At 36.1% G+C, this 13,720-nt stretch carries 10 protein-coding genes; 8 read left to right on the forward strand and 2 right to left on the reverse strand.

Annotated elements, in window-relative coordinates:
* The 4 genes from murJ (at window position 1) to HMPREF1639_RS04420 (ending at window position 6,893) form a co-directional block, all read left to right on the forward strand.
* Window positions 1-1,563, forward strand: coding sequence for a murein biosynthesis integral membrane protein MurJ (gene murJ / locus HMPREF1639_RS04405; protein WP_036763729.1), 1,563 nt, complete (start codon window positions 1-3; stop codon window positions 1,561-1,563).
* Between the two features lie 128 nt (window positions 1,564-1,691).
* The gene (locus HMPREF1639_RS04410) at window positions 1,692-2,948 is read left to right on the forward strand and encodes a C40 family peptidase (protein WP_036763732.1); all 1,257 of its coding nucleotides are present in this window, start codon (window positions 1,692-1,694) and stop codon (window positions 2,946-2,948) included.
* A 373-nt stretch (window positions 2,949-3,321) separates the two neighbouring features.
* Entirely contained in the window at window positions 3,322-5,457 is a 2,136-nt protein-coding gene (locus HMPREF1639_RS04415; RefSeq protein ID WP_156955947.1) for a family 10 glycosylhydrolase, read from the forward strand.
* An 86-nt stretch (window positions 5,458-5,543) separates the two neighbouring features.
* The gene (locus HMPREF1639_RS04420) at window positions 5,544-6,893 is read left to right on the forward strand and encodes an alanine/glycine:cation symporter family protein (RefSeq protein ID WP_036763738.1); all 1,350 of its coding nucleotides are present in this window, start codon (window positions 5,544-5,546) and stop codon (window positions 6,891-6,893) included.
* 122 nt (window positions 6,894-7,015) lie between these two features.
* Here the strand turns inward: HMPREF1639_RS04420 and HMPREF1639_RS04425 are convergent, their stop codons facing one another.
* Entirely contained in the window at window positions 7,016-7,978 is a 963-nt protein-coding gene (locus HMPREF1639_RS04425) for an LCP family protein (RefSeq protein ID WP_036763740.1), read from the reverse strand.
* Between the two features lie 293 nt (window positions 7,979-8,271).
* Window positions 8,272-9,312, reverse strand: a complete 1,041-nt coding sequence (locus tag HMPREF1639_RS04430) for an LCP family protein (protein WP_036763743.1) — start codon at window positions 9,310-9,312, stop codon at window positions 8,272-8,274.
* Between the two features lie 161 nt (window positions 9,313-9,473).
* On the opposite strand from HMPREF1639_RS04430, the gene HMPREF1639_RS04435 reads away from it, so the two are divergent.
* The 4 genes from HMPREF1639_RS04435 to ptsP all read left to right on the forward strand — a co-directional run bounded on the left by HMPREF1639_RS04435 (window position 9,474) and on the right by ptsP (window position 13,562).
* On the forward strand, window positions 9,474-10,262 hold the full coding sequence (locus HMPREF1639_RS04435) for a Cof-type HAD-IIB family hydrolase (RefSeq protein ID WP_036763746.1): 789 nt from the start codon (window positions 9,474-9,476) through the stop codon (window positions 10,260-10,262).
* A 13-nt stretch (window positions 10,263-10,275) separates the two neighbouring features.
* Window positions 10,276-11,289 (forward strand): N-acetylmuramoyl-L-alanine amidase family protein, encoded by a 1,014-nt coding sequence (locus HMPREF1639_RS04440; protein ID WP_036763748.1) that lies wholly within the window; start codon window positions 10,276-10,278, stop codon window positions 11,287-11,289.
* A gap of 225 nt (window positions 11,290-11,514) precedes the next feature.
* Window positions 11,515-11,778 carry an HPr family phosphocarrier protein gene (locus tag HMPREF1639_RS04445; protein ID WP_036763750.1) on the forward strand — a complete coding sequence of 88 codons (264 nt, stop codon included), beginning with the start codon at window positions 11,515-11,517 and terminating at the stop codon, window positions 11,776-11,778.
* A gap of 68 nt (window positions 11,779-11,846) precedes the next feature.
* Complete coding sequence (gene ptsP / locus HMPREF1639_RS04450) at window positions 11,847-13,562, forward strand: phosphoenolpyruvate--protein phosphotransferase (RefSeq protein ID WP_036763752.1); 1,716 nt, start codon at window positions 11,847-11,849, stop codon at window positions 13,560-13,562.
* Window positions 13,563-13,720 lie beyond the last annotated feature (158 nt).

Below are 13,720 nucleotides of genomic sequence, written 5' to 3' on the forward strand. Positions count from 1 at the left end.
ATGTCAAAAGCAGCAAGGGCTACCGTCCTTTTAATGGTAGTTACCATATTGTCTAAGATGCTGGGCCTAATTAGGGATAGCGTCTTGGCTTCGGCCTATGGTACAGGAAAGTATGCAGCTGTATATGTGACTGCTAATAGTATATCGACTATATTGTTTGCAGTAATTGGTACGGCTATAGCTACAAGCCTGATACCCCTTTACAATAAATTGGAAAATGAAGATTCTAGAGAAAGAGCCATGGGATTTCTAAATTCAGTTGTAAATCTCGTGGTTATAGTATGTCTAGTAATAGCAGTTGTAGGTATAATATTTGCGGGACCACTAGTCAAAATATTTGCACCAGGTTATGAAGGTGATGTATATATACTATGTGTACAATATACTAGGATACTTTTACCTAGTATAATATTTGTAGGTTTGGCTAATATATTCACTTCCTATTTGCAGATAAAAAAGAGATATGTAATACCAGGTTTTATAGGTATGCCATATAGTATAATTATAATCGTATCTATATTTTTGAGTTTAAAGACTAGTCCCTTGGTATTGGTAGTTGGTACCTTGATAGCTATATCAGCAAAGGCCTTATTCCAACTTCCTTTTGTTTATAAAGAGGGATATAGGTATAGACCAAAGATAAATATTCATGATCCAGTCATGAAGGATATGATGATATTGATACTGCCAGTAGTAATAGGTGTCGGTGCCAATCAAATTAATTCAATAGTGGACAAGTCACTAGCATCTTTATTGGGTACTGATGTAGTTGCATCCTTCAGTTATGCAATAAAATTATACGAATTTGTCCAAGCCTTATTTATAACATCGATACTATCTGTTATATATCCGAGGTTGTCAAGCATGATAGTTTTGGACAGGATGGATAGCTTCTTGGACAGCATAAAGAAGACTATGAACGTTATAATTGTAGCTCTAGTGCCTATAATAGTTGGATGTATAGTTCTTTCTAGACAGATTGTTGAAGTTCTTTTCCAGAGAAATGCTTTTACATCTAAGGATACTACTATGACTGCTAGTATATTGCTTATATATGTGGTTGGTATTCTAGCGTTTGCACTTAGGGATGTTCTTACTAGAGGTTTTTACTCTATGGAAGATAGCAAGACGCCTATGATAAATAGTATTATAGCGATAGTATTCAATATTAGTTTAAATTTGATATTAATAAAGCCCCTGGGCTACAAGGGACTAGCAATTGCAACTGCTGTATCGGCATATATAGGTCTTTTCCTATTTAACATTAGTATGAAGAAAAAGGTTGAAGGTTATTCGGCAAGGGATAATTATATAGTTTTTGGAAAATCTCTTTTTGCCGCCTTAGTTATGGGTTTGGGTGTAAAGCTAGTATATGGAATAATTGGACCTGCTCTAATAGGTAGTTTATTGTTGAAATTGATAGTTTTGGCAATATCTGTAGGAGTAGGAGTAGTAGTATACTCGATAGTGATGCACTTCTTAAAGGTTGAAGAGTACGAAATGATTTTTGAAATGATTTTTGGGACTCTTGGTAAAAAAATTAAAAAGTTACAGAAAAAGTAGAAAATGTAAATATATATTTAGATACACAAGGCAAAAGTTACAAATTGTAATTTTTGCCTTGCTTTATTTGTCTACATATGGTAGAATTGTAAGTGTTGTGGGATATATTTTAACTAAAGGAGGCAGAGATGCAGTTTAAAAATATAACAAATAAAAAGATAATTGCCATAGCCTTAGCGACTATTATTATGTCATCGAGTGCTTTTATGTATACTAAAAATGTAAGTGCTGATGAACAGGTTGAAGTAATAACTACTCAACAAACTACTGAAGGTGATATAAATGCAGGTGCTAGAGGAGATGGTCAGCTTACTGAAGGTGGAGCAGAAGTAGTTTCTTCTGATGCAAGCAGTGATACATCTAATATACCAGAAGAAAGCCAGTTAGAAATTACTCCAAATGAAAATCCTATAAAGGCTGCTAGTAGCGGATTTAATGGATTTGTAAGGGAAAATGGAAAGTGGTATTTTTATGTAAATAATGTTCAGAAAAAGGGATGGATAGAGTACAAGGGTAACAAGTACTATGTTATAAATACCTATGCTCTTCCCCAAAATATGTGGAGAAAAATAAATGGATACTTATACTATTTTAATAAAGATGGTATAATGATTAAGGATCAGAGGATTAGTATAGAAGGTAAAGAATACCAATTCGACAAGAGCGGTCATATGGTTAGTTTGGACTCAAGTAAAAGGTTAAACGAAGTAACTCCTGAGCAAGGGAAGTTATATGATTTGGGTCAGCAAACATTGATCGAAGCTGCTTCTACAAAGAAAAATGGAGTCCTATATGAATGGGGAAAATACTACAGATATGTAGATGGAAAGAAAGTTAGGGGATGGTACAAACAAAATGGAAAGTGGTACTATTTCTTGAATACCCTAAATAGGGCAGAAAATATGTGGAGAAAAATACAAGGCAGTCTCTACTATTTTGACCAGAATGGTGTCATGGTATCCAATACAAGCAAAAATATTGGTGGCGTTACCTATAAGTTTAACCTAGGTGGTAGTCTGGCATGGAGTTCTTCTCAGATAAAGATTGACCAGGTGATAAATGTTGCCAAGTCAAAGATAGGGTCTAGGTATGTTTGGGGAGCGCAGGGGCCAAGTACTTTCGATTGCTCAGGATTGATGTTGTATGCCTTCCAGAATGGAGCAGGGATAACATTGCCTAGAGTTTCTAAAGATCAGGCTAAAAGAGGTACATATGTATCTAGAGCAAATCTAAGACCAGGAGACTTGATTTTCTGGGGAGCACCGGTTCATCATGTAGCCCTTTATATAGGCAACGGCAAGTATATACATGCTCCACAGCCAGGTTCTAATGTAACAATTGCCAACTTAGGTGGTTATACAACTGCAAGAAGAATAATACAATAAATGAAAGTTATGCCTGATGGCTTGCTCTGTTAGCTAGTTTGAATTATATGGGCAATTTAATCTATTAAAATATTGCGACTATAATCGACATTCATTTGTCGCATTAGAGTCGCATTTTTTTATAAAAATTTTTAATATATTCACAGTATGTCAATTGTTTTATAGATTTTTTAAATATCTTTGATAGGAATATCTATAGATTTAATAAATAACCTAAATAAATATATTCAATTTATCTATAATCGTTGATTTCCAAGAAGATTTTATAGTAGTATATAAAGCATAACATAAATAGTCTATTAGCAAAAAAAACCTATAGAATGTTCGTGTTTTTGACATACTAGCTGAATAGTGTTTTATTAGGAGGGAAATAATGAAAAGGAAGATTTCTTTTGTGGCAACGTTAATTCTGGCTCTTGGTATGATATTATCATCTATGGCTAGTTTAGGAGCAGTCAAGGCCCAGGATTCAGAAGTAAGGGCGGCTTGGATATCAACAGTATTCAATATTGATTGGCCTTCCAAGGCTTCTTATGGAAATTCTAAAAGACAAAAACAAGAATACATTACCTTGCTTGACAAGCTTCAATCTACAGGTATAAACACAGTCATGGTTCAGGTTAGACCGGAGTCAGATGCCTTTTATAGGTCTAATATCAGTCCTTGGTCTAGATTTTTGACAGGCCAGCAGGGCAGGGATCCAGGTTATGATCCCCTACAATTTGTATTGGAAGAATCTCACAAGAGGGGGATAAAGGTTCATGCTTGGTTCAATCCATATAGGGCAAGCATATATAAGGATATCAGTACTACATCTCCATCTAATCCAATAAATACACATAGGGATTGGGTGATTAACTACCAGGGCAAGTGGTATTATGATCCAGGTAAGCCAGAGGTGACTCAGTATATATCAGATGTAGTTGCAGAAGTAGTAGAAAACTACCAGGTAGATGGAATACATTTTGATGACTACTTCTATCCGGGTCCAGGTTTCCCTGATAGTGCCACATATAGTCAGTATGGCAGTGGTAATATCGAGAACTGGAGAAGAGCTAATATAAACAATATGGTTAAGACAGTTAGAGACAGGATCAAGTCAATAAATTCTAATGTATCTTTTGGTATCAGTCCAGCGGGTATATGGAGGAATTCAGGAAATGATTCAAATGGTTCAAGGACTAATGGTGGAGAATCATACAACAAGCAGTATGCAGACACTAGATACTGGATCAAGAATGGTCTAGTAGACTATGTGGTACCTCAGGTATACTGGAGGATAGGCCATCCAAAGGCAGACTATGCTACACTAGTTAAATGGTGGGCAGACCAGGTTAGGGGTACAGGAGTAGACTTATATATAGGCCAGGGTATCTACAAGCATGGTCAGTCTGACTACAATGGTGAAAATGTAGCAGCAGAGATAAAGAGTCAGATTAACCTAAATAGAAGATATCCAGAAATAAAGGGAAGTGTATTTTTCTCAGCCAAGGATATTGTGAACATAGGTCAGGTTGCCAATGATTTAAAGTCTTTATATAATACACCTAGCCAGCCTGCAGATCCAAACAGAAGGTATCCATACCAGAACAAGCTGTGGGGGGCAGATAGGTCAGAAACAGCTATAAGGATTAGCCAACAGGGTTGGAGAAAGGGCTCTTCAACAGTTATATTGGTAAATGGTAAGGATCTAATATCTGGAGTAGTATCCAGTCCACTTGCAGCTAGCTATGATGCTCCTATTTTACTTAGCTATCCAAACAAGGTTAGTGACAATACTATCAAGGAGATAAAGAGGTTAGGTGCTAAGAGGGTAATACTAGTAGGAACAAACAATTTTGCTATGAATAAGGACCTAGCAAGTATTAAGGGCAAGCTATCTAATATAAGTATCGAAAAGATATATAGCTCAGATATAGAAGTAGCATCTAGGGAGATAGCAGACAAGATAGCAGAACAGAAAGAAATTGATACAGTATATGTAGCTAGTAAGGATGCCCTAGTTGATGTCTTGTCGATAGCATCTAAGGCAGGTAAGAATAAGAGTCCTATATTAGTATCTTCAAAAAATACTATGAATAAGGAGTCAGTAAATTGGTTAAAGAACAAGCAAATTAATAATATACATTTTATAGGTGGCCCAGATTCTCTATCTGATGCAGTTGTAGACCAAGTGGGAGCTGAATTGGGAATCAACCTGAGGTCAAACAGAATATATGGTAATGATAGAATTGAGACAAACACAAGAGTCATTGAAAAATTCTATCCAGATTCATTCTCTCCAAAGGTATTTATAACTAGGAGTAATGCTCCAATAGATGCAATTACAGTTAGTGCCTTTGCTCAGAGGTCTGATTCACCAATAGTATTAGCATCATCTAGGGTGTCAAAATATCAAAATGATGTCCTATATCCTAGGAGCACAAGTCTCCTATACCAGATAGGTGGGGGTATAAATGAAAACTCATATAGGCAGATATACAAGCTACTTGAAGGTGTGATGAAGTAGTTTTTCTTGAAAAACACCCTCAAGTATGAATTTGGTATTATTCGTTAGACGATTGATATAAATAAAATACAAGGGGGTGTTTTTTAATGAATGATGCATTATTAAAAATCGTAGTAGCCATAAATGGTATACTATGGGGAAAAGTTTTACTGGTAATCCTTATTGGATGTGGTATTTTCTTTACTATATCTTTAAGGGGTATACAGCTAAGAAAATTTGCCAAGGCTTTTAAACAGGCTTTTGGTGGATTTAGTTTAAAGGGTGAAAAGGCCGGGAAAGACGGGATGTCATCATTCCAGTCTCTTGCAACAGCAATAGCTGCCCAGGTTGGTACAGGTAACCTAGCAGGTGCTGCAACAGCGATCGTTTCAGGTGGTCCAGGTGCAATATTCTGGATGTGGATCAGTGCTTTCTTTGGTATGGCAACAATATTTGCCGAAGCAGTTTTGGCACAGTTATTTAAGAAAGAGATCAATGGACATGTAACTGGTGGTCCAGCCTACTACTTAAGGTATGGTCTAAACAGCAAGTTCTTATCATCATTTTTTGCAGTCACAATAGTTTTGGCCCTAGGCTTTATAGGTAATATGGTTCAGGCAAACTCAATTGGTACAGCTTTTGAATCAGCTTTTCATGTGAACCCACTAATAGTTGGTATTGTATTAGCAATTATATCTGGATTTATCTTTGTTGGTGGTGTTGCTAGAATAGCTTCTTTCACAGAAAAGATAGTACCAATTATGGCAGGTTTTTATATACTAGGTGGTATAATAATACTTGTAATGATGGGTTCTCAGACAATTGACGCTATTAGGCAGATTTTTGTTGGAGCCTTCAATCCAACTGCAGTTATAGGTGGTGCTGCCGGTGTAGCTGTCAAGGATGCAATTAGGTATGGTGTCGCTAGAGGTCTATTCTCTAACGAAGCAGGTATGGGTTCTACACCACATGCTCATGCAATTGCCAAGGTAGATGATCCTACTCAGCAGGGTCTAGTTGCTATAGTAGGTGTATTTATAGATACATTTGTAGTACTTAATGTAAGTGCCCTAGTAATTATAGCTACTGGTGCCAACTTATCAGGTGAAACAGGTATAGCCGTAACTCAGAAGGCCTTTGAGACAGGCTTTGGAGCATTTGGTTTGGCCTTTGTTGCCATAGCCCTATTGTTCTTTGCCTTCTCAACTATAATAGGATGGTATTTCTTTGGTGAAGCCAATATCAAGTACCTATTTGGTGAAAAGGGTCTAACTCCATACAGGCTGATAGTACTTGCATTTATAGTATTGGGTACATGTCTACATGTAGACCTTGTTTGGGAATTAGCAGATATGTTCAATGGTATTATGGTAATACCTAACGTTATAGGTCTAATAGGTCTGTCTAAGTTAGTTAAAGACGCACTTGAAAAGGCAGAAGATAAGCATATACTTTAATTTTACAAAATACAAAATCGGGCGAATTTGATAACATGTCAAATTCAGCCCGATTTTTTCATTCTTAGATTATTCTCTTAGCTTTACAAGATAAGTTGACTTATGCTGATTAGGTCTATAGTCTAGTAGTCAATATCGTCAAATATAAACTGCTTTAAGAATTTTGTAGACACTGGGTCATATCTAATTACCCATCCGTGTCTACCATATATACCGTTAGTAGTATATTGTGGATTATCAACTAGTGGGAATTCTTTTTGTTTTATATTGTCAGTACCTATTCTAAGCGCATCTATTCCTATCTTAATCATATTTGTTGGAGACATACTAGAATCTATATATGGGGCTGCAGCCCTTAGTATCATAGGATACTTCAAAATAGATGTGTCCTTTATCTCCTTCATAATACTAGATACAATCATTCTTTGTCTATTATCCCTACCAAAGGCAGAATCATTGTGTCTGATTCTGGCAAATGACAAGGCCTGGTAGCTATTAAGCTTTTGGGTTCCAGCGTTTTCTACTAGCTTCATTGGCCCCTTGTCCTTATTTGTAGACCATGAATATGTCTCCGGTATAAACTTGTTGAGTTCAGCTATTTCATTTTGAGTAACGTCTACTGTAACTCCACCAAGACTATCAATAATGGCCATAAATGATTGGAAGTTGATCATGGCAAATTCATCTATATCTATATCAAAATTTTCTTCAATTGTCCTGATTAATAGGTCCTCTTTACCAAAGGCATAAGCGTGTGTCAATTTTGACTTGCCATAGCCGGGTATACTGACAAAAGTATCTCTAGCTAGGGATGTTATTTTTATATCATTATGGACGCTGTCAAGAGTGACAATCATCATAGAATCTGACCTAGAAGAAGTCTCTCCAGGCCTAGCATCCGTTCCCATAACAAGGATATTTTTGATGCCATCTGCATGCATATGTGACTTGTCATGAAGACTACTTGTATTGAGGTCTTTATTATGGACGTCTTTTAGTATAGAAGTAGTTAGGGCAAAGGCTCCAATTGGTAGCAATATGACTAATACAAGTAAAAATCTGACGAAATTTCTGAGTTTAAACATTTAAACACCTACCTTTCTAGCCAATTATATTCCAATAAGATTAAATAAACCATAACTGCAGAGTCTACCCTTTTCACCAATAGCAAGCCAGTATTAAATTGATAAAAATCGGATATAGCTATTTATCTATGTCAATTTAGAGTTTATATAAGGCATAAAGGGTATTATAAATGAAAAAATAGGAGCTTTACATTCATTTAGCTGAGTTTTAGAATGTAAAGCCCCTATTTTTAAATGCCATATACCAAGACGATCTTCAAATGGTAAATGGCTATATTCGAACATATATCAATTTAATAAGCAACAGACATATATTCCCTATCTCTAATATACTGTGTTTTGTTTCCGGCCTCTTTCCACAATTGCTGGGCTGTTGTGATTTCTCCCGGCGTAGGTTTTATATTGTCAAATATATACTTGTGAAGCAAGTCAACCTCATAGCTCTCAAACGGTATTACATAGCCAGACTCTGGAAGTCTAATCTCATTTTCCGGGTGAAGAGGGAACTGCATAGTATCAATAGTCAAGTTACCTATTGATAGGACATCCTTACCTAAATACATAATATCTGTAGGATTCATATTAGTCTTTACATATGGCTTGACAGCATCAAGTAGTTTAGGATACTTGGTTATAGAAATACCATTTACCTTGTGGATAATCGCCTCTATTACCTTTCTTTGCCTATCATCTCTTTGCATCGTTCCGTCACTCTTTCTGATTCGAGCATATGTAAGAGCCTGGTAACCAACTAAAGTCTGCCTACCAGATTTTTTGAATTCCTTTATTGGACCATTTTTATGGTCACTCCAATAGTAGCACTCAGTGACAAACCTATTTAGCTCAGGAATTTCTTGTTTCTTGACATCTATCTCGATGCCACCTAGGGCATCAACTATATCCATAAAGGAGAAGAAATCCACCTTAGCATAGTTCTGTATATCAAGTTTAAAGTTATCTTCTATAGTTTGTATCAACAATTTTTCCTTACCGTATGCATATGCATGAGTCAGTTTTTGGTAGCCATGATCAGGTATCTTGACATAGGTGTCCCTACCAAGTGATGTTAATTTTAGTTTTTTATGCTTGTTATCCACAGTCAATATCATCATGGAGTCTGACCTAGCCACTTCCTCACCAGGTCTGGCATCACTACCAACCAAAAGTATATTAATAATCTCATTATCGAACTTGTATTTATTTGAAGTCAACATATCAAAATTACCATTTATTTGCATGCTTTTTAGCTTTGAATAGACAACCCCGGCAAAAGTAACTGGGATTGCAACGACTAGGACTGCTAGAAAAATCACGAATTTTCTAAGAGCAGACAAAAAATCACCTTCTTTTCTTTAAAGTTACATAAACTATTATATTAAATAAAGTTTGACTAGTAAAGGGGAATATTGAAAAATATGGATAAATTTTATTTGATTTATATGACAAGTGGTATATGGTATAATATTAGTGAAAAGCAATATTATGAGGAGGGTTTATGGTAAAATTAATAACAGTAGATATGGATGGTACATTTTTAAATGACAATAAGGAAATGAGTCCTGAATTTGATAGGGTATTTAAATCCTTGAAAGAGAAACAAATAAAATTTTGTGCAGCAAGTGGTAGGCAATTGGCTAGCCTCAAATCTGTATTTGATGAATATAAGGATGAGATGCTCTTTGTAGCTGAGAATGGTGCTGTAATGGAAATAGACGGTCAAGTAATTATTAATGCGACACTTACTAGAGATGTAAGTGATAGATTTTTGAATAGACTAAAGCAGTTAGACGATATGAGAATTCTGTATTGTACATCTGATTACTCATACATAGACAGGACAGATGAAGAGTCTATGGAAAATGCTAGAATGTATCTTCCTAAGTTTGGTATAGTAAAAGATTTTACTAAATTGGATAAATTACCAGTCAAGATATCTGTACATTCAAAAAATGGTTATTACAACGATTTTAAATTGTTGGTAGAGGAGTTTTCTGATGAAGCCAGCATATGTACATCGGGCTTTGATTGGTTGGATATTGTGCCTAAGGGAACCAACAAGGGGACTGCTATAGCCAAGATGCAGGATATGCTTGGAATTAGCCCTCAAGAAACAATGGCCTTTGGTGACCAGATGAATGATTTTGAAATGATTAACCAGGCCTACTATAGTTATGCTATGGACAATGCCATAGATGAAATTAAACAGATAGCTAGGTATACAGCTCCTAGTAACAATGAATTTGGTGTAGTGTCAACCATTAAGGAAGTATTTTCTATTGATTAGTAAGGAGTAGATTATGGGAAAGAAGGTTAAAAGAACACATAGGGGGTCTAGTAATAGAAGGATCAGTAGTCATAATAAGCCTAGTCAGCGCCAAAAAAGGGGCAATAGAAGTGGCAAGAAAAAAATTATAAAGTCTAGGCTATTTTTGATGCTATTTATCGTATTCATCTTCTTCTTTGCAGTAGGAAGGCTGGTATGGACTGGTCACAAAAATGCCCAGGCCAAAAAAGCCTTGGAAGAGGCTCAAAATCAGAAGTCAATAGAGGTTATGGAAGAAAAAAAGAGGAATGTCATAAATGTAGCAATAGATGCTGCCAAGGGTGGTATAAACGAAGGTATGACAGCCTATAGAGGCAGTCACAAAGAAAAGGATATAAATCTAGAAATAGCAAAATTTATAAAAGATAATTTATCAGGTCAGGAAGATATAAATGTGATAATGGTTAGAGCCTATGACGAGGACAAAAAGTTAGCAGATAGGGTAGCATATGCTAAAAAAAATCAGGCAGACCTCTATATTTCTGTAAGATTAAGTGCCCAGTCTGGTAGAAATGATGCCTCGGGTATAGATACCTACTATATCAGTCCAGAAAACATTGACTATAGTTCTCTTGATAAGTCGAAAGAGGAGTCTGCCAGCAAGGATATTAAAACTAATTCGAGTTCAAATGAGCTAGTTGGTAAGGACGATATAAATGAAAAAAGCAAGTCTGAAAAGGAAAAGACTATTAAACCAGAGAGAGATAACTTATCTAAGCTTTTGGCAGAAAATATTCAAAATACGACCATATCCTACATAGAAATGAGGGATAGGGGTATACTAGATAAAAAATTTGATATATTAAACTATACCCAGATGCCGGCTGTAATAGTCCAGTGTGGCTTTATCAGTAACAAGGATGATGCTGAAAAGTTGGAAAATGAAAAGTACCAACAAGATATAGCTCAAGGTATCAGTGAAGGCATACTAAAGTTTGTGGATGAAAATAGGAAGGCCATAATAAAGGACAGGATAAACTATAGGTAGTTCATTATCTGTCTTTGCAGAATTTACAGAAAATATTTAAATAAAAATTGGTATTTTACTAGATTTTCGGGTAAAATACTGATATAATAGTTTTTATCAGATGGATGGGGACGAAAAATGACCTCTAGGGTCGCAAAGCGTCAAAAGCCATTTGTTAAAGGAAAGTTTATAAGAAAGTCTATATCGTCTTAGGTTTTCACAAATACAAGATTTTTGGAGGTTATCATGGAAAAGAAAGTTACAATTATCAACGAAACAGGTTTACATGCTAGACCAGCTAGTATGTTCGTAAAGAAGGCATCTGAATTTAAGTCAAGCGTAGAGTTAATCCACGATGGTGAAAAGGTAAATGCTAAGTCAATAATGGGTATAATGAAGCTAGGTCTAGCTAAGGGAACTGAAGTAGTTATCGAAACTCACGGTGAAGATGAAGAGTTAGCTTTAAACTCAATAGTAGAATTAATAGAAAGTGGTTTTGGAGAAAAATAGTATAAACTAAACTGTAAAATGTTAAGAGTTTTCTCTTAACATTTTATTTGCATTTAATGGAGGTAGTTATGTTTTTTAATGGTATAGGAGCATCACCAGGGATTGTAATCGGTAAGGCCCTAGTGATAGAAGAAAATGAAATAGTAATAGAAAAGAAGTCAATCAGCGATCTTGATGCTGAAGTCAAAAAATTAAATGATGCAGTTGCAGTGTCAAAGGCTGAACTTGAAAAGGTGAAAGAGAAGGTAGCCAATGACCTAGGTGAGGAAGAGGCAGAAATCTTTGGTGCTCATTTATTGGTTCTAGAAGATCCTGAATTTATAGGTGAGGCAGAAAACAAGATAAAGTCAGAGTCTCTAAATGCTGAATATGCCCTAAATGAAGTAAAGGATATGTTCGTGACTATATTCGAGTCAATGGACAATGACTACATGAGGGAGAGAGCAGCGGATATTAAGGACGTTACAAACAGAGTACTTAGACATATATTAGGTGTCAAGATAGTAGACCTATCTGCAATTGACGAAGAAGTAGTCTTGGTAGCCCATGACCTAACTCCTTCAGATACAGCTACAATGAACAAGGCTATGGTTCAGGGCTTCTTGACTGACGTAGGTGGTAGGACTTCTCATACAGCTATTATGTCAAGGACACTAGAGATACCAGCAATAGTTGGCCTAAGTGATATCACAATCCAGGCCAAGGACGGAGATATCCTAGTATTTGATGGTGACAAGGGGCAGGTATACATCAACCCAGACCAGCCTCTAATCGATGAATATACAGAGAAGAAGAAGGTCTTTGAAGAAGACAAGAAGGCCCTAGCCCTATTAAAGGGTCAGGAATCTAAGACTCTAGACGGCAAGAGGGTTGAGTTGGCTGGTAACATAGGAACTCCAGATGATATTGAAGGCCTAATCAAAAACGACGCTGAAGGTGTTGGTCTGTACAGGACAGAATTCCTATATATGAACAATGACGAATTCCCAAGCGAAGACATCCAGTACGAAGCCTACAAGAAGGTTTTAGAAGGCATGGACGGAAAGCCTGTTGTAATCAGAACTCTAGATATAGGTGGAGATAAGAAGCTTAGCTATTTTGAAATGGAAGAAGAAATGAATCCATTCCTAGGATATAGGGCTATCAGGCTTTGTCTAGATAAGACAGAAATATTCAGGACTCAGCTAAGAGCCTTATACAGGGCTTCTGTTCATGGTAAGCTTAGAATCATGTTCCCAATGATATCTTCACTAGAAGAACTATTATCTGCTAAGGAAATGTGTCAGAAGGTTAAAGAAGAGCTAAAGGCCGAAGGAATTCAGTATTCAGAAGATGTAGATCTAGGTATGATGATAGAAATACCATCTGCAGCAGTAATATCTGATATATTGGCCAAGCATGTAGACTTCTTCTCTATAGGAACAAACGATCTCATCCAGTATACTTGTGCAGTGGATAGGATGAACCAGAAGATCAGTTATCTTTACAACCAGTTCAACCCGGCTGTATTGAGATTAATCAGACTAGTAATAAAGAATGCCCACCAGGAAGGCAAGTGGGTAGGTATGTGTGGTGAATCTGCAGGAGACCAGAAGATGATACCAATCCTGTTAGGATTTGGTCTAGACGAGTTCTCAATGTCTCCAATATCTATACTAAGAGCTAGAAGGTTGATAAATTCTCTTACGGAAGCAGATATGAAGAAGCTTTCTGATGAAGTTCTATCTTTAGGTACTGCCAAAGAAATAGAAGCCTATATGGACAAGTTTATAGCTTCTAAGTAGGTGGGACTAGATAGGACCAATATGGTACAACATATATCATATATATGACTCAAATAAACTAAAAAATAAAAAATATATGCTATACTAATTGATTTTTTAGGGGCTAAAAACCCTAAAAAATCAATAGTTTTAGCGATTTTACACAAATAAGGTAGATT

The organism is Peptostreptococcus sp. MV1, assembly GCF_000758885.1.
Lineage (GTDB): Bacteria > Bacillota > Clostridia > Peptostreptococcales > Peptostreptococcaceae > Peptostreptococcus.